This is a genomic window from Pseudomonas sp. DWRC2-2 (assembly GCF_049897885.1).
Taxonomy (GTDB): domain Bacteria; phylum Pseudomonadota; class Gammaproteobacteria; order Pseudomonadales; family Pseudomonadaceae; genus Aquipseudomonas; species Aquipseudomonas azotoformans_A.
In genome coordinates, this window is record NZ_JAFCXD010000014.1 from 44,470 (window position 1) to 61,383 (window position 16,914).

The 16,914-nt window shown below is 60.8% G+C and carries 14 protein-coding genes; 6 read left to right on the top strand and 8 right to left on the bottom strand.

Features of this window, described 5'->3' with window-relative positions; genetic code table 11:
* The first annotated feature begins 51 nt into the window (after nucleotides 1-51).
* A complete protein-coding gene (locus ACP7EW_RS30590; RefSeq protein WP_061436484.1) occupies nucleotides 52-396 on the top strand; it encodes a hypothetical protein in 345 nt (114 codons plus the stop codon).
* A 61-nt stretch (nucleotides 397-457) separates the two neighbouring features.
* Here ACP7EW_RS30590 and ACP7EW_RS30595 read toward each other — a convergent pair whose 3' ends face one another.
* Nucleotides 458-694: a hypothetical protein gene (locus tag ACP7EW_RS30595; RefSeq protein WP_016979714.1), complete on the bottom strand. Its 237-nt coding sequence runs from the start codon at nucleotides 692-694 to the stop codon at nucleotides 458-460.
* Between the two features lie 227 nt (nucleotides 695-921).
* On the opposite strand from ACP7EW_RS30595, the gene ACP7EW_RS30600 reads away from it, so the two are divergent.
* The gene (locus ACP7EW_RS30600) at nucleotides 922-1,479 is read left to right on the top strand and encodes an NADPH-dependent FMN reductase (protein WP_016979713.1); all 558 of its coding nucleotides are present in this window, start codon (nucleotides 922-924) and stop codon (nucleotides 1,477-1,479) included.
* A 43-nt stretch (nucleotides 1,480-1,522) separates the two neighbouring features.
* Here ACP7EW_RS30600 and ACP7EW_RS30605 read toward each other — a convergent pair whose 3' ends face one another.
* Nucleotides 1,523-2,152 (bottom strand): FMN-dependent NADH-azoreductase, encoded by a 630-nt coding sequence (locus tag ACP7EW_RS30605; RefSeq protein WP_426221784.1) that lies wholly within the window; start codon nucleotides 2,150-2,152, stop codon nucleotides 1,523-1,525.
* Nucleotides 2,153-2,247: 95 nt separating this feature from the next.
* On the opposite strand from ACP7EW_RS30605, the gene ACP7EW_RS30610 reads away from it, so the two are divergent.
* On the top strand, nucleotides 2,248-3,099 hold the full coding sequence (locus tag ACP7EW_RS30610; protein WP_426221785.1) for a LysR family transcriptional regulator: 852 nt from the start codon (nucleotides 2,248-2,250) through the stop codon (nucleotides 3,097-3,099).
* On the opposite strand, the gene poxB is transcribed toward ACP7EW_RS30610, so the two are convergent.
* Together poxB and ACP7EW_RS30620 are read right to left on the bottom strand one after the other, a co-directional pair.
* On the bottom strand, nucleotides 3,096-4,820 hold the full coding sequence (gene poxB, locus ACP7EW_RS30615) for a ubiquinone-dependent pyruvate dehydrogenase (protein ID WP_426221786.1): 1,725 nt from the start codon (nucleotides 4,818-4,820) through the stop codon (nucleotides 3,096-3,098). The genes ACP7EW_RS30610 and poxB overlap by 4 nt on opposite strands.
* 77 nt (nucleotides 4,821-4,897) lie before the next feature.
* Nucleotides 4,898-6,130: an NADH:flavin oxidoreductase/NADH oxidase family protein gene (locus tag ACP7EW_RS30620; protein WP_426221787.1), complete on the bottom strand. Its 1,233-nt coding sequence runs from the start codon at nucleotides 6,128-6,130 to the stop codon at nucleotides 4,898-4,900.
* Between the two features lie 71 nt (nucleotides 6,131-6,201).
* On the opposite strand from ACP7EW_RS30620, the gene ACP7EW_RS30625 reads away from it, so the two are divergent.
* Nucleotides 6,202-6,606 carry a MerR family transcriptional regulator gene (locus ACP7EW_RS30625; RefSeq protein ID WP_426221788.1) on the top strand — a complete coding sequence of 135 codons (405 nt, stop codon included), beginning with the start codon at nucleotides 6,202-6,204 and terminating at the stop codon, nucleotides 6,604-6,606.
* 41 nt (nucleotides 6,607-6,647) lie between these two features.
* Here ACP7EW_RS30625 and ACP7EW_RS30630 read toward each other — a convergent pair whose 3' ends face one another.
* On the bottom strand, nucleotides 6,648-7,142 hold the full coding sequence (locus ACP7EW_RS30630; protein WP_033902261.1) for a DUF934 domain-containing protein: 495 nt from the start codon (nucleotides 7,140-7,142) through the stop codon (nucleotides 6,648-6,650).
* Entirely contained in the window at nucleotides 7,126-8,784 is a 1,659-nt protein-coding gene (locus tag ACP7EW_RS30635) for a nitrite/sulfite reductase (RefSeq protein WP_426221789.1), read from the bottom strand. Before ACP7EW_RS30635 ends, ACP7EW_RS30630 begins: the two co-directional genes overlap by 17 nt.
* Before the next feature lie 411 nt (nucleotides 8,785-9,195).
* On the opposite strand from ACP7EW_RS30635, the gene ACP7EW_RS30640 reads away from it, so the two are divergent.
* On the top strand, nucleotides 9,196-10,257 hold the full coding sequence (locus ACP7EW_RS30640; protein WP_426221790.1) for an ABC transporter substrate-binding protein: 1,062 nt from the start codon (nucleotides 9,196-9,198) through the stop codon (nucleotides 10,255-10,257).
* Here ACP7EW_RS30640 and ACP7EW_RS30645 read toward each other — a convergent pair.
* Both ACP7EW_RS30645 and metH read right to left on the bottom strand, forming a co-directional pair.
* Nucleotides 10,254-10,472 carry a DUF2970 domain-containing protein gene (locus tag ACP7EW_RS30645; protein ID WP_033902258.1) on the bottom strand — a complete coding sequence of 73 codons (219 nt, stop codon included), beginning with the start codon at nucleotides 10,470-10,472 and terminating at the stop codon, nucleotides 10,254-10,256. The genes ACP7EW_RS30640 and ACP7EW_RS30645 overlap by 4 nt on opposite strands.
* A gap of 52 nt (nucleotides 10,473-10,524) precedes the next feature.
* Nucleotides 10,525-14,235 (bottom strand): methionine synthase, encoded by a 3,711-nt coding sequence (gene metH, locus ACP7EW_RS30650; protein ID WP_426221791.1) that lies wholly within the window; start codon nucleotides 14,233-14,235, stop codon nucleotides 10,525-10,527.
* Between the two features lie 166 nt (nucleotides 14,236-14,401).
* Between metH and ACP7EW_RS30655 the strand changes: the two genes are divergently transcribed.
* The gene (locus ACP7EW_RS30655; RefSeq protein WP_426221792.1) at nucleotides 14,402-16,693 is read left to right on the top strand and encodes a fatty acid cis/trans isomerase; all 2,292 of its coding nucleotides are present in this window, start codon (nucleotides 14,402-14,404) and stop codon (nucleotides 16,691-16,693) included.
* Nucleotides 16,694-16,914 lie beyond the last annotated feature (221 nt).

Consider the following 16,914-nt stretch of genomic DNA (forward strand, 5'->3'; position numbering starts at 1 on the left):
ACGACCACAGCCGGCTACCGGCATTAACAACAAAAACAGGTCTGGTCTCATATGCCTTTACCCTCGATTTTTCTCGGGGTAACGGCCAAGCAACTGCTGGTCCTGGTGACCGTCGGCTGCGTGGCTGCTTATCTCCTCGACACTCAGAACGAAACCGCGCCGGAAAACCTGGCCCTTGAAGCCTATATCCGTTCCCAGGAACAGGTGGTCGAGCAGGTGGGCTCGGTGCTGGGCATGGAGTTGGTCAGGCAGGTGGTCGCGCATCCGGGCTACAACTCGGCGGGCTACCAGCGTTCGCTGTATGCCGTTGAAGGCGAGCGGGGGCGGTTGATGGTCACGCTGAAGAAGGTGCAGGGAGAGCAGGGCATCGAGGTCACGGAAATCCGTCGTCCGTGATCACCCCAGCCCAGTCAATGCCGTCAATGGCCAGGACTGAGCAGGTGGATAGGGCGAGATCTTATGACGCGAGGGTGGTTTGCGATTCGCGCACAAGAATGGTGCCCGATTGGATCAACTTGAATTCGTCGCCTTCCAGTTTCTCTACACGGTCGCCAATGGCCAGCTTGTAGGTGGTGGTAGGTGCCGAGCCAGCCAGGTCGCCTTGCGCCGGGTTGGATTCCTGGAACTCATGCACCGAATACACGCGTCCTTCTGCGTCTCTGGCATGAAACTGTCCGACTAATACTGCTGCCATCTGTTTAGAACCTCTGGAGATAAACACTCGATTTGCGGTTCTGTAGACCGTCATGGAGCGGGGTAGTTTACTTACGGAATAAAAATACTATTCGCTGATATTTTCAGATGCTTCCTACGTGTCGCAGTGCCAGGCAAACGCCCGCAGGAATATCAAAACCTTCTGGTGAACACGCCGCGAAGACTCTATAACTACAAGCTCCTTTAGTCAGACGTCGGGAAACCCCAATGAGCAAGGTCTACACCGTAGCCGTCGTGGTCGGCAGCTTGAGAAAAGACTCGATCAACCGCAAGGTCGCACTGGCACTGGCCGAACTGGCCCCGGCCAACCTGAAGTTGAACATTGTGGAAATTGGCGATTTGCCGCTCTACAACGAAGACATTGACGGGGCGACACCGCCGGCAGCCTACAGTACTTTCCGCAAACACGTGAGTTCATCCGACGCGGTGTTGTTCGTGACCCCGGAATACAACCGCTCCGTGCCCGCCCCGTTGAAGAACGCCATCGACGTCGGTTCGCGGCCTTACGGGCAGAGCGCCTGGAGTGGCAAGCCGGGGGCGATCATCAGTGTATCGCCGGGTGCGATTGGTGGATTTGGCGCCAACCATCACCTGCGCCAGTCCCTGGTGTTTCTCGATGTGCCGTGCATGCAGCAGCCGGAGGCCTATCTGGGCGGCGCGGGCAGTGTGTTTGACGAGGCGGGCAAGGTCTCGGAAAAGACTAAGCCGTTCTTGCAGGCGTTTATCGATGCCTACGGCAAGTGGGTCGAAAAACAGCACGGTTGACCGCTGTAGACCCGGCCAAAGCGGCCGGGTCTTTTGCGTGTTGTCAGGCCAACTGATCCGCAAGCAACAGCGCCAACGCTGTGCTCTTCAGGCGCGATGCCTGATCGACTTCCGGCCCCAGGATGGTCTTTTCCACGTACAGCGAGTGCACATCCGTCACCCCGATAAAGCCTAGCCAGGCCTCCATGTAAGGCTTCTGGAAATCCATCGCCTGGGTGTCCGGCGCCGAAAAATCCATACCCCGCGCATACACGTTCACCGCCGTCTTGTTGCGCAGCAGCCCGCGCAACCCGTGCTCCGGGCTGAATTCGAACAACACGTCCTTCTGCGACACCACGTCGATAAAGTGCTTGAGCTTGTAGGGCACGGTGAAATTCCACAGCGGTACCGAGAACACCAGCACGTCAGCCTGATGCAGTTGGGCCGCCAGCCTTTTCAGAGTTTCCCAGGCGAGGGCTTGTTCTTCGCTCAAGGGCGTTCCACTGAGCCCGGCGTATTTGGCGTCCATGATCGGGCCGTCGAATTCGGGCAGGTCCAGCGCCCAGAGGTCCAGGGTATTGACCTGGGTGTCGGGCGCGTTCTGCTGATACCGCGCGATAAACTGGCGGGCGATTTCCAAAGAGGCGGAGCGCTGTTTGCGCGGTGAGCATTCGATGTGCAGGAGGGTGGTCATGGCGGGTCTCGGAGAAAGATGACCCAAGCATTGCAACATAACGCTAAGTGAAATATAAATCGTGTTTTATTACCTGATTAATTTGTTTTAAGAATATGTTCGATACCGTCCTGCTAAAAACCTTTGTCGCCGTGGTGGATGAAGAAGGCTTCAGCCGCGCCGCTGCACGTTTGCACCTCACCCAATCGGCGGTCAGCGGGCATCTGCGTCGTTTGGAGGAACAGGTGGGCAAGCCCTTGCTCACCCGTACCACACGCTCTCAACAACTGACGCCGGACGGTGAACGCTTGATGGCCTACGCACGGGGCATCCTGGCGCTGAATCGCAATGCCTGGGCCGAGCTGACGCGCTCGGCATTTGAAGGAAATCTGCGCGTTGGAGTGTCGGAAGAGTTCGCGGATGCGCGTCTGTTGCGCGAGTTGCAGGAGGTTGCCGCGCAATACCCCGGCCTGCAAATCACTGTGCAGGTGGGTATTCCCGGTTCATTGCTGGCGTTGATGAAGCTGGGCGAATTGGATGTGGTCGTGGGTTCATTGTGCGAGTCCAGCGAGCCTGGCCTGGCGCTGTGGCAGGAGCCGTTGGTATGGGCCTGGTCTGCGCAACCGCTGACGACGTTGCCGACGCCCTTGCCCTTGGCGCTGTTTCCCGAGCCTTGCCCTTATCGCGAAGCGGCGCTTTCACGTCTGGCCCAGGCGGGAATCGTTCAGCGTACCGCTATGCTGTGCTCAAGCTATGCGGCGCTGCATGCCGCTGCGTTGGCGGGGTTTGCCATTGCACCGATCGCGCGCAGCCAACTGGTGCCCGGCTTGACGGTACTCGGCGCCGAGCACGGGTTACCCGAATTGCCCGATGCCGAGTTCCGCCTGTTCAGCGCGCCGGAGGCGGACCCACGCATGGTCGAGGTGATCACCGAAGTAGTGGTCCGCTACGGTGCTTCCTTGCGCTAGCGCAACCAGTTGGTGCGCGCCAGCTCGATCACCTCATCGCCACGGCCACTCATCACCGCCTTGAGCATATACAGGCTGAACCCCTTGGCCTGTTCCAGCTTGATGGTCGGCGGCATCACCAGCTCCTGGGTCGCGGTAACCACGTCCACCAGCACCGGGCCGTCATGGGCGAGGGCGCGGCGCAGGGCCGGTTCCAGGTCTTCCGATTGCTCCACGCGAATGCCAAGAATGCCCATGGCGTTGGACATGGCGGCGAAGTCCGGGTTTTTCAGCTCGGTACCGGTATCCAGATAGCCCGCAGCCTTCATTTCCATGGCTACGAACCCCAAGGAAGAGTTATCGAACACGATGACCTTTACCGGCAGTTTCAGCTGTGCCAACGAGATGAAGTCCCCCATCAGCATGGCGAAACCACCATCACCGGACATCGAGATCACCTGGCGATCCGGAAAGGCTGCCTGGGCACCAATGGCCTGGGGCATGGCATTGGCCATCGAGCCGTGGTTGAACGAACCGATCAGGCGGCGCTTGCCATTCATCTTCAAATAGCGCGCAGCCCACACGGTGGGCGATCCGACATCGGCGGTAAAGATTGCATCGTCATCCGCCAATTCACTGAGCAAACGTGCGACGTATTGCGGGTGAATCGGTCGATTGGCTTTTGAGGGTTGAGCGAGGTCGTCCAACCCTTGGCGGGCTTTCTCGTAATGCTTCAGGGACGTTTCGAGAAAGCTGCGATCGGTCTTGCGCGTCAGGCGCGGCAGCAGGGCGCCGATGGTTTCGCTGACATCCGCGGCAATGCCCAGGTCCAGTGTGGCGCGGCGGCCGAGGGCCTGCGGGTTGCGGTCGACCTGAATGATCTTGGCGTCGGTTGGGTAGAACTGGCGGTAGGGGAAGTCGGTGCCGAGCATGATCAAGGTGTCGCAGTCGAGCATGGCATGGTAGCCAGAGCTGAAGCCGATCAGGCCGGTCATGCCCACGTCGAAAGGGTTGTCCCATTCCACATGCTCTTTACCGCGCAGGGCATGCACTACGGGAGCGCCGAGGGCGTCGGCCAGGGCCACCACCTGGTCATGGGCGCCGGCACAGCCGCTGCCACACAGCAGGGTGGTTTTCTGGCTGCTTTCCAGGATCTCGGTGAGGCGTTGCAGGTCCTGCTCCGCCGGCAGCGCGCGTGGCGCATGCAAGGCGGGCCACGGCTTGAGCTTGTCTTCGACTTCCAGCAGCGACACATCGCCCGGAATCACCACCACCGCCACGCCGCGATTGAGGATCGCCGAACGCATGGCGCGGTGCAGCACGTGAGGCATCTGTTCGGGGTTGGTGACCAGCTCGATAAAGTGGCTGCACTCCTTGAACAGTTCCTGCGGATGAGTTTCCTGGAAGTAGTTCAGGCCGATCTCCGACGACGGAATCTGCGCGGCAATTGCCAGCACCGGCACATGATTGCGATGGCAGTCGAACAGGCCATTGATCAAATGCAGGTTGCCCGGCCCGCAGCTGCCGGCACACACGGTCAGTTCTCCGGTGGCCGCCGCTTCGGCGCCGGCGGCGAACGCAGCCACTTCCTCATGACGCACATGCATCCACTCGATACTGTCCATGGTGCGCAGGGCGTCCGTAAGGCCGTTGAGGCTGTCGCCGGTCAGGCCCCAGATGCGCTTGATCCCCGCCTGTTCAAGGGTGGTCGCCAATTGCTGGGCCAGGTTGATTTTCGCCATGAAGAACTCCAATCGTCAGTGAGGTTAAAAACTGCTGATCAATAGGGGACAGTTCGATCACGGCGGATGTTCATCCTTTAATGTGAAGATTGCGTCATGGCCGCCCGGTATTGCCGGGTGCGTCGCGCCAGAAACCATTGGTCACGCACCAGCGCCATGCACGGCGCGACGTTGGCCTTGGGCAAATGGCCGCGGCTGAGGCGGCGCATCTGGTAGCGCACCACGGCAAGGACGGCGAGGGAGGCCAGGGGTTTGCGCTTCCAATCGATGGGCTTGAGTTGTGGGTTGGGGTCGCGGCCCTCACGCCAGTGCTGGATCAACTGCGGTTCCAGGGTCAGGGCCGTGGCGATCCCGGCCATGGCGACGCCGCTGTCCAGCACTTGTTGCACGATGGGCAGGCGACGGATGCCGCCGGTGACCATCACCGGCATCTTCGCAATGGTCGCCAGTTGGCTGGCGAACTCCAGGAAGTACGCCTCCCGCGCCAGGGTACGGCCGTCACGCGCTTCGCCTTGCATGGCCGGTGCTTCGTAACTGCCGCCGGATAATTCCAGCAGGTCGATGGGCAGCGGGTTGAGCATTTTGACCACGGCGCGTGCGTCGGCTTCTGCAAAACCGCCCCGTTGGAAGTCGGCGGAGTTGAGTTTGACGGCGACACAAAACGACGGGCTGACGTTGGCGCGTACCGCACGGATCACTTCCAGCAACAGCCGCGCGCGGTTTTCCAGGGAACCGCCCCAGTGGTCGGTGCGTTGGTTGCTCAACGGCGACAGGAACTGGCTGAGCAAGTAGCCATGGGCGCCGTGGATCTGTACGCCGGTAAACCCGGCTTTTTCAGCCAGGCGTGCGCTGGTGGCAAAGCGCTGGATCACATCCTGGATATCGTCCCCGGTCATGGCCTTGGGCGTGGCAAACATCTTGGAGAAACCGCCCAGGTCGAGCGCCACGGCGGACGGCGCAATGGCTTGCTGGCGCAGGTTGGCCGGGGTCTGGCGGCCTGGATGGCTGAGTTGTACCCAGAAGTGCACGCCGTTGTCGCGCGCCACGTCGGCCCACTCGCGAAAGCTAGCCAGGTGCTGCTCGTCTTCGAGGGCCACGCCGCCAGGGCCGGTCATGGCGCGGCGGTCGACCATCACGTTGCCGGTGATCAACAAGCCAGGCTCGCCCTGCGCCCAAGCCCTGTACAGCTGCTTCAGTTCAGGGGACGGTGCCTGATTGCCGTCGGCCATGTTTTCTTCCATCGCGGCCTTGGCGATGCGGTTGGAGAGGACTTGGCCATTGGGCAGTTGCAGGGCTTCAAAGGGTGACATGGGTTGACTCCTGAGCGGGGGAGGCCTCAGGCTAAGCTTAAAGTTAACTTTAATGTCAAGCAGGGGCGGTGATGAATATTGGTGAGCTGGCAAAGCAGAGTGGGCTGGCGGCGTCGCGCATCCGCTTTTATGAGGCCGAGGGGCTGATCAGCCAGGTGGGGCGCCAGGCCAATGGTTATCGGCGCTACTCGGCGGAAGCATTGCAGACGTTGCAGCTGATTCAGAGCGCGCAACAGGCCGGTTTTACCTTGCAGGAACTCAAGGCGCTGATGCCGGCGCCGGGTGAGCACAAGCGTGAAGAGCTGATCGAGGCGCTGGAGCGCAAGGTCGCGCAGATCGAAGAGATGCAAGCGCAACTCGCTCACAGCAAGGCGCAATTGCTGGGAGTGATCGACGCGGTGCGGGCGCAGCCCGAAGGTGTGCCGTGCAGCATGGGGCAAAAGCAGGTGCTGGCGTCGATCAAACTCAATGCATAAAACAAGCCCTGGCATGCCAGGGCTTTTTCATGCACCAAGACTCAGCGACGGCGGAACAACGGCAGCGGTTCATCCGTGGCGGCCTGGTACGTCACCGAGAAGTCCTTGAGGCTTTCCAGCGCTTCGTACGGGTCTTTGTCGGCGCGCAGGGCGAAGGCATCGAACCCGCAGCGGCGCAGGTAGAACAGTTGGTCGCGCAGCACATCGCCAATCGCGCGCAGCTCGCCTTTGTAACCATAACGGTCACGCAGCAGGCGCGCGTTGGAGTAGTTGCGGCCGTCGGTGAAGGCCGGGAAGTTCAGGGCGATGACCTGGAAGTGTTCCACGTCGTCACCGATTTCTTCTGCCTCTTCTTCAGCGTCCAGCCAGACACCCAGGCCGCCGTCACGGGCCTTGAGGGCGTGCGCGTGTTCGCGCCACAGGGCCAACGGCACGATCAGGTCGTCGCAGTTGGAAATGCCGTCGAAGCTCGCGTCCTTGGGCAGCAGGTGCCAGGTTTCGTCGAGGACTTCGTTGTTCTTAATGATTCGCTGCATAGACGCGCTCCTTGAACAGGTCGATGCCGATGCGCTGGTAGGTGTCGATGAAACGCTCATCTTCGGTGCGCTGTTCGATGTACACATCGATCAACTTGCCGATCACCTCAGGCATGGCTTCCTGGGCGAAGGATGGGCCGAGGATCTTGCCCAGGCTCGCATCGCGGCTGGCGCTGCCACCCAGGGACACTTGGTAGAATTCTTCGCCTTTCTTGTCCACGCCCAGGATGCCGATGTGGCCGACGTGGTGATGACCACAGGCGTTCATGCAACCGGAGATGTTCAGGTCCAGCTCGCCGATGTCGAACAGGTAGTCCAGATCGTCGAAACGGCGCTGGATCGATTCGGCAATCGGGATCGACTTGGCATTGGCCAGGGAGCAGAAGTCGCCGCCCGGGCAGCAGATGATGTCGGTCAGCAGGCCGATGTTCGGCGTGGCGAAACCGCCTTCGCGCAGCTCGCCCCACAGGGTGAACAGTTGGCTCTGTTCAACGTCCGCGAGGATGATGTTCTGCTCGTGGGAGGTGCGCAGTTGACCGAAGCTGTAGCGCTCGGCCAGGTCGGCGACGGCGTCCAGCTGCTTGTCGGTGATATCGCCCGGTGCAACACCGGTCGGTTTCAGCGACAGGGTCACCGCCACGTAGCCCGGCTTCTTGTGCGCCAGGGTGTTGCGGCCACGCCAGCGGGCGAAACCTGGGTGTTCTTTATCCAGCGCTGCGAGCTCGGCGTCCTGATTGCTCAGGGCTTTGTATTCAGGGTCGACGAAGTGCTTGGCGACGCGGTGCACTTCGGCTTCGGTCAGGGTGGTCTGGCCGCCGCGCAGGTGTTCCATCTCGGCGTCGACTTTCTGGGCGAACACCTCAGGGGTCAGCGCCTTGACCAGGATCTTGATCCGGGCCTTGTACTTGTTGTCACGACGGCCGTAGCGGTTGTAGACCCGCAGGATCGCGTCGAGGTAGCTCAACAGGTCCTGCCACGGCAAGAATTCGTTGATGAAGGCACCGACCACCGGGGTACGGCCCAGGCCACCACCGACCAATACGCGAAAGCCCAGCTCGCCCGCTGCGTTGTACACCGGCTCCAGGCCGATATCGTGCACTTCGATGGCCGCACGGTCCGAGGTCGAGCCATTGATGGCGATCTTGAACTTGCGCGGCAGGTAGGCGAATTCCGGGTGGAAGGTGGTCCATTGGCGGACGATTTCGCACCAGGGGCGCGGGTCGATCAGCTCGTCGGCGGCAACACCGGCGAATTGGTCGGTGGTCACGTTGCGCAGGCAGTTACCGCTGGTCTGAATGGCGTGCATCTGCACGGTGGCCAACTCAGCCAGGATGTCCGGCACATCTTCCAGCGCCGGCCAGTTGAACTGTACGTTCTGGCGGGTACTGATGTGGGCATAGCCTTTGTCGAAGTCGCGGGCAATCTTGGCCATCATGCGCGTCTGGCGCGACGTCAGTTGGCCATAGGGCACGGCCACCCGCAGCATCGGCGCAAAGCGCTGAACATAAAGGCCATTTTGCAGGCGCAGAGGGCGGAACTCTTCTTCGCTCAGTTCACCTGCTAGGTAGCGTCGGGTCTGATCACGGAACTGCTTGACGCGGTCCTCGATGATGCGCTGATCGTATTCGTCGTATACGTACATATAGGTCCTGTTCTCGGCAAATCTGCGCGCACGGCCGCGCACTCCCAACGGAGCCGGCGCACGATACCAGTTTGCGTTTATGCGCAAAAGTGATGTTTGAGTATATGCAAATAACCAAATCGCCTAATGAGAACCGTTATCGCCATACCCACATTTGTCATGCGGGCAATCGTCAACTTTACTGTGAGCGTGTTTGAACGTAATCACCTATAAAACCGACAAGAGGCGATGCGATGAGCAATCCGACAAAAGCCCGTAAACCCGACAGTACCGTTGATGCCTGGGCCATCCTGTTCCTGATCATTCTGGTCGTGGGAACTGCCGTGTTCTGGGTAAGCCACCAGTAAACAGCCTCGATTGACTGTCGCAATGCCACTATCATGGCGGTCAATATTCAAGGCTTGAACATCCATGTCGAAGGTGCTGATTGCGTGTGTGTGGTTGCTGGGATCGGCGTACGGGGCGATGGCCCATGCCACGTCGGTGGTGTTTCTCAACCCTGGCATGTCGACGGAAACCTTCTGGGTCAGCTACGCGCAATTCATGCAGGCCGGTGCCAAGGACCTCGGCCTGCATTTGCGTGTGCGCTATGCCGAGCGTGACGCCCATAACACCCTGAGCCAGGCCCGCGAAGCACTGCAAGGCAGCGAGCGGCCGGATTATCTGGTGCTGGTGAACGAGCAGTACGTCGCCCCGCAGATCCTGCGCATGGCCCAGGGCAGTGGGGTGAAGCTGCTGATCGTGAACAACGCGCTGACCGCCGATCAGGTGCAATTGCTCGGCAACAGTGCAGGCTGGATCGCCAGCATGGTTGCCGACGACGAACAGGCCGGCTACCTGATGCTCACCGATCTATTGCGCCAGCACGGTCCGGTCGCAGCCGGTGAGACCATCGACCTGCTGGCATTCTCCGGCACCAAGACCACCCCAGCCGCGCAATTGCGTGAACAGGGCTTGCACCGCGCCCTGGCCGAGCACCCTGAAGTACGCCTGCATCAATTGGTCTACGGCGAATGGAGCCGTCAACGTGCGTTCGAGCAAGCCACGCTGCTGTTCAAGCGCTATCCGCAGACCACGCTGGTGTGGTCGGCCAACGACGAGATGGCGCTGGGTGCCATGCAGGCGTTGCAGGACAGCGGGCACGTGCCGGGCAAGGAGGTGTTGTTCAGCGCGGTGAACAGTTCGCCGCAGATCTTGCAGGCGCGGCTGGAGGGGCGCTTGAGTACGCTGGTCGCCGGGCATTTCACCCTGGGCGGCTGGGCGATGGTGTTGATCAATGATGACGCCAAGGGCGTGGATATCAGCGCCCATGGTGGGCGTGACCGCCAGGAGGCGCTGTTCCAGCTGATAGACGCCTCCCAGGCACAACGCTTGCTGGGGCCCATGGCGCCTGTCGATTTTCGCGCACTGTCTGCCGTCGGCAAGCCGGCGTCCTACCGTTACCCGTTCAGCCTGCAACTGCTGCTGCGCTAGACACCGGCCAACAGCAGCACCAGCTTGACGATGCCGAACAGCGTCAAGGCAAACACCGCCGTGAACAGAATGCCCAACACGACAAAGTGGCTGGGTTTGCCGTGGGTGAAGTCGCGGGCGCGGTTCTTGCCGCTTTGCACGCCAAACGCAGCCGCCATCACGCTGTGCAGCATTTGCCAGAAGGTAGGGGGCTTGTTGTTGACTGGATCGTCCATACATCCCTCGACACAAGGTGTGTGAGGGACAGCATAGACAATCCCGCCGGGCTTAGTTGTCGTAACCCAGGTTCGGCGCCAACCAACGCTCGGTCACGCTCAGGTCCTGGCCTTTGCGCGCTGTATAGCTCGCCACCTGGTCCTTGTCGATCTTGCCCACGGCAAAGTACTGCGCCTGCGGGTGGGCAAAGTACCAACCGCTGACCGCTGCCGCCGGGAACATCGCGTAGTGCTCGGTGAGGAACACGCCACTGCGGCCCGCTTCCATCTCACGTGCCTCCGGGTCCAGCAGTTGGAACAAGGCGCCTTTCTCGGTGTGGTCCGGGCACGCCGGGTAACCCGGGGCAGGGCGGATGCCGCTGTACTGCTCCTTGATCAGCGCCTCGTTGTCCAGTTGCTCGTCCTTGGCGTAACCCCAGTAGTCTTTACGCACTTGCTGGTGCAGCCACTCGGCGCAGGCTTCGGCCAGGCGGTCGGCCAGGGCCTTGACCATGATCGAGTTGTAGTCGTCGCCCGCGTCCTGGTAGGCCTTGGCCACTTCTTCGGCGCCGATGCCGGCGGTGGTGATGAAACCACCGATGTAGTCGGTCACGCCGCTGTCCTTGGGTGCCACGAAGTCGGCCAGGGAGAAGTTCGGCTTGCCGTCGGTCTTGATGATCTGCTGGCGCAAGTGATGCAAGGTCGCCAGCGGCTTGCCGTCTTCGCCGTAAACTTCCAGGTCATCGTCCTTGACTTGGTTGGCTGGCCAGAAACCAAACACTGCACGGGCGCTGATGAGTTTTTCGTCGATCAGCTTGGCGAGCATTTCCTGGGCATCGGCGTACAGCGCGGTCGCCGCTTCACCGACAACTTCATCAGTCAGAATGCGTGGGAATTTCCCCGCCAGGTCCCAGGAAATGAAGAACGGCGTCCAGTCGATGTACTCGGCCAGCACCTTGAGGTCGATATTGTCCAGCACCTTGGCGCCGGTAAAGGTCGGCACTACCGGCGTGTAGGTGCTCCAGTCGAACTGCGGCTTCTTGGCGATGGCGGCCGGGTAGCTCAGGCGTTCGGTGCGGGCGCTGCGGTTTGCGGTGCGTTCACGCACTTCCACGTATTCTTCGCGGGTACGCTCCACGAAGCCGGCTTTCAGCTCCTTGGACAGCAACTGAGTCGCCACGCCGACCGCACGCGAGGCGTCGGTGACATACACCACGGCATCGTTGCTGTACTTGGGCTCGATCTTCACCGCCGTGTGCGCCTTGGAGGTGGTGGCGCCACCGATCATCAGCGGCAGGTGGAAGTCCTGGCGCTGCATCTCACGGGCCACGTGCACCATCTCGTCCAGGGACGGCGTAATCAGGCCGGACAGCCCGATGATGTCGCACTTCTGCTCCTTGGCCACCTGCAGGATCTTCTCCGCCGGCACCATCACGCCGAGGTCGACGATGTCGTAGCCGTTGCAACCCAGCACCACGCCGACGATGTTCTTGCCGATGTCATGCACGTCGCCCTTTACGGTCGCCATCAGTATCTTGCCCTTGGCTTCGGGTTTGTCGCCTTTTTCCAGCTCGATGAACGGGATCAAGTGCGCCACCGCCTGCTTCATCACGCGGGCGGATTTCACCACTTGGGGCAGGAACATTTTGCCCGCGCCAAACAGGTCGCCGACGATGTTCATGCCGGACATCAGCGGGCCTTCGATCACTTCGATAGGGCGCGCGAACGACAGTCGCGATTCTTCGGTGTCCTCGACAATATGCGTGGTGATGCCCTTGACCAGCGCGTGTTCCAGGCGCTTGTTCACCGGCCAGCCGCGCCATTCTTCGGTCTCGGCTTCCTTGACGCTGCCGTCGCCCTTGTACTTGTCAGCGATGGCGAGGAGGGCGTCGGTGCCGTCCGGCGTGCGGTTGAGCACCACGTCTTCCACGGCGTCACGCAGCTCGGCCGGGATCTGGTCGTAGATCTCCAGCTGGCCGGCGTTGACGATGCCCATGGTCAGGCCGTTGCGGATCGCATACAGCAGGAACACCGAGTGGATCGCCTCACGCACCGGGTTGTTGCCACGGAACGAGAACGACACGTTGGACACGCCGCCGGAGCTCAATGCGTAGGGCAGTTCATCGCGGATGTAGGCACAGGCGTTGATGAAGTCGACGGCGTAGTTGTTGTGCTCTTCAATCCCGGTGGCGACTGCGAAAATATTCGGGTCGAAGATGATGTCTTCCGGCGGGAAGCCCACTTCATTCACCAGGATGTCGTAGGAGCGTTTGCAGATCTCTTTCTTGCGCGCTTCGGTGTCGGCCTGGCCGGCTTCGTCGAACGCCATCACTACCACGGCGGCGCCGTAGCGCTTGCACAGCTTGGCGTGGTGGATGAACTGCTCCACACCTTCCTTCATGCTGATGGAGTTGACGATGCCCTTGCCCTGGATGCACTTGAGGCCAGCCTCGATCACTTCCCACTTGGAGGAGTCGATCATGATCGGCACGCGGGAGATGTCCGGCTCGCCGGCAATCAGATTGAGGAAGGTCACCATGGCCTTCTTTGAATCCAGCATGCCCTCGTCCATGTTGATGTCGATCACCTGGGCGCCGGCTTCCACCTGCTGCAGGGCGACTTCCAGGGCTTCGGTGTAGTTGTCCTCGCGGATCAGGCGGGCGAACTTGGCCGAGCCGGTGATGTTGGTGCGCTCACCGACGTTGACGAACAACGAGCTGCGGTCGATGGTGAACGGCTCCAGGCCCGACAGGCGGCAGGCTTTCGGGATATCCGGGATCTGGCGCGGCGCGTAACCGGCCACGGCCTTGGCGATGGCCTCGATGTGGCCAGGCGTGGTACCGCAGCAACCGCCGACAATGTTGAGAAAGCCGCTCTGGGCGAACTCTTCGATGACCTTGGCGGTTTGTGACGGCAATTCATCGTACTCGCCGAACTCGTTCGGCAGGCCGGCGTTCGGGTGCGCAGAAACGTGGGTGTTGGCCTTGTTCGACAACTCTTCCAGGTACGGACGCAGCTCGCTGGCACCCAGGGCGCAGTTCAGCCCCACGGAAATCGGCTTGGCGTGGGCCACGGAGTTCCAGAACGCTTCGGTGGTCTGGCCCGACAGGGTGCGGCCGGAGGCGTCGGTGATGGTGCCGGAGATCATGATCGGCAGTTCGATGTTCAATGCCTCGAACACGCCCTGCACGGCAAAGATCGCGGCCTTGGCGTTGAGGGTGTCGAAAATGGTCTCGATCAGGATCAGGTCGGCGCCGCCTTCGATCAGGCCCTTAGTGGCCTCGGTGTAGTTTTCCACCAACTCATCGAAGGTTACGTTGCGGTAGCCGGGGTTGTTCACGTCGGGCGACAACGAGCAGGTGCGGCTGGTCGGGCCGAGCACGCCGGCGACGAAACGCGGCTTGGCCGGGTTTTCGGCGGTCTTGGCGTCGGCGATCTTGCGCGCCAGGCGTGCGCCTTCTACGTTTAGCTCATAGGCCAGTTCTTCCATGCCGTAGTCGGCCATGGAGATGCGCGTGGCGTTGAAGGTGTTGGTTTCGAGGATGTCGGCACCGGCATCCAGGTAGGCTTTTTCGATGCCACCGATCACGTCCGGACGGGTGATCACCAGCAGGTCGTTGTTACCCTTGACGTCGCTTGGCCAATCGGCGAAGCGTTTGCCACGGTAGTCGTTTTCCTCAAGCTTGTAGCTCTGGATCATCGTGCCCATACCGCCGTCGAGGATCAGGATACGTTCCTTGAGGGCTTGATGAAGGGCTTGCAGACGAACGCTACGATCGGACATGGGACTACTCTGGTCAGGCATTTCGGAGGGCGTGAATCATAACAAACCTGTGCCGATTTAGAGCATGCGCAGTTTTTGCATGAATATCGTTCATGTTGTTGTGGGGTGTGGCCCGGTAGAATCACCGGCAAATTTTCAGCGTACGTATTGAATCGGGACCGGATACATGTCACTTCGCCTCATCACCAGCGCCGTCCTGGCACTGGTCGCCTGCATTGCACAGGCCGACGGACCCGCCCCGGCGATTTCGTACACCCGCGACATTCAACCCATCTTCACCGAGAAATGCGTGGCCTGCCACGCCTGCTACGACTCCGCCTGCCAACTGAACCTGGGCAGTGGCGAAGGCGCAGCCCGTGGCGCCAGCAAAGTGCCGGTCTACGATGGCGAGCGCAGCCAGGCGACGCCGACCACCCGTTTGTTTTATGACGCGTTTGGTAAGCAAGCCTGGCAGCAAAAGGGCTTCTATTCAGTGCTGGACGCCCAGGGCAGCCAGGCTGCCTTGATGGCGCGCATGCTGGAGTTGGGCCATAACGCACCGTTGCAGCCCAACGCCAAGTTGCCTGAAGACATCGTGCTGGGCCTGAACCGTGAAAACATGTGCGCCATGCCGGGTGAGTTCAACGCTTACGCGGGTGCCCATCCCAAGGAAGGCATGCCGTTGGCGGTCACAGGCCTGACGGACCAGCAGTACCAGACCCTGCAACGCTGGCTCGCGTCCGGCGCACCTATCGACGAGCAAGGTCTGGCGCCCAGTGCCAAGGAAGCTCTGCAGGTACAACAGTGGGAAAACCTGTTCAACCAGCCCGGAGCGCGGGAAAGCCTGGTGGCTCGCTGGCTGTTCGAGCACTTGTTCCTCGCGCATATCTATTTTGAAAACGGCGAGCCAGGGCATTTCTTCCAGTGGGTGCGCTCGCGTACGCCAAGCGGCCAGCCAATCGACCTGATCGCCACCCGTCGCCCCAATGATGACCCAGGCACCCGTGTGTATTACCGCCTGTGGCCGGTGCAGGGCGTGATCGTGCATAAGACCCACATCACGTACCCGTTCAGTGCCGAGAAAATGGCACGTATCAAAGAGCTGTTCTACGCCGGCAACTGGCAGGTCGACGCGTTACCGGGGTACGGCCCAGGCCGTCGCGCCAATCCGTTCGAAACCTTCGAAGCCATCCCGGCCAAGGCGCGTTACCAGTTCATGCTGGACAACGCCGAGTACTTCGTACGCACCTTTATCCGTGGGCCGGTGTGCCGTGGGCAGATCGCCACGGACGTGATCCGCGACAACTTCTGGACCCTCTTTCAGGACCCGGACCACGACCTGTACATCACCGATGCGCGCTATCGCGGCCAGGCCACGCCCTTGTTGGCCATGCCGGGGCAGAACGATGACGTCGGCAGTGTGCTCAGCCTATGGTTGGCTTACCGCGACAAGCGCAATGCTTACGAGGCCCTGCGCCGCGACAGCTATGCCGACTTGCCGCCGCCCAGCTGGTCGAGCCTGTGGGCCGGTAATGACAATGCCTTGCTGAGCATCTTCCGCCACTTCGACAGCGCCTCGGTCACCAAAGGCCTGATCGGCGAGGTGCCGCAGACGATGTGGCTGTTCGACTACCCGCTGCTGGAGCGCACCTATTACCAGTTGGCGGTGAACTTCGATGTGTTCGGCAACGTGTCGCACCAGGCCCAGACCCGGTTGTACTTCGACCTGATCCGCAATGGCGCCGAGCAGAACTTCCTGCGCCTGATGCCGGCTGATTCCCGCGATGACTTTATGGATGATTGGTATCAGAACAGCGGCAAACTCAAGCTGTGGCTGGACTATGAGGCGATTGATGACGATAAGGCTACCGGCCTGCACCTGAGCGAAAATGATCCGAAGCGCGACTTTGCCAACCAGTTGCTGGCGCGTTACGGTGATTTGAATGCGAGCCCGGATCCGATCAACCGTTGCATGGGCGCCTATTGTTCCCGTGATGGTGTCGACCCCGCCATTCAGGATGCGGAGCAGGCGCTGAGCCGCCTGACGTCACGCCCGGCCGCTGGGCTCAAGGTTATCGATCAATTGCCTGAAGCGACGATGCTGCGGGTTGAGACTGCCAGTGGTCAGCGTGTGGTTTACAGCATGTTGCGCAATCGTGCTCACAGTAATGTGGCGTTTCTGTTGGGTGAGGCTTATCGCTATCAGCCGGGCCTGGATACGGTGACCATCTATCCGGGTGTGTTGAGCAGCTATCCGAACTTTATGTTCAATATTCCGGCCCAGGAAGTGCCGGAGTTTGTGGCTGAAATGGAGCGGGCCAAGGATGCCAAGCGGTTTGAGAAGATTGTGGATCGCTGGGGTGTGCGGCGTAGTCATCCGCTGTTTTGGCAGTATTTCCATGATTTGTCGGCGTATATTCGTGAGACTACGCCGGTGGAGGAGGGGGTGTTGGATATGAATCGGTATGAGAATTTGTGAGGGGGGTAGGGGTACATATCCGTTATTTAGGTAACGGCGGCTTATGGTTCCGCCCTTACGGCGGGTCACTTTTGGAGAGGCCCAAAAGTAACCAAAAGGCCTTCGCCCCAACACTCGGCACCTCGCCTAGGCTCGGTGTGCCCTCACTCCGGCTTTGGAGCGTGGGCCGCCGCGATGGGCCATCCTTGGCCCAGCGCGGCTAACCCGGCGTCCTGCCGGGT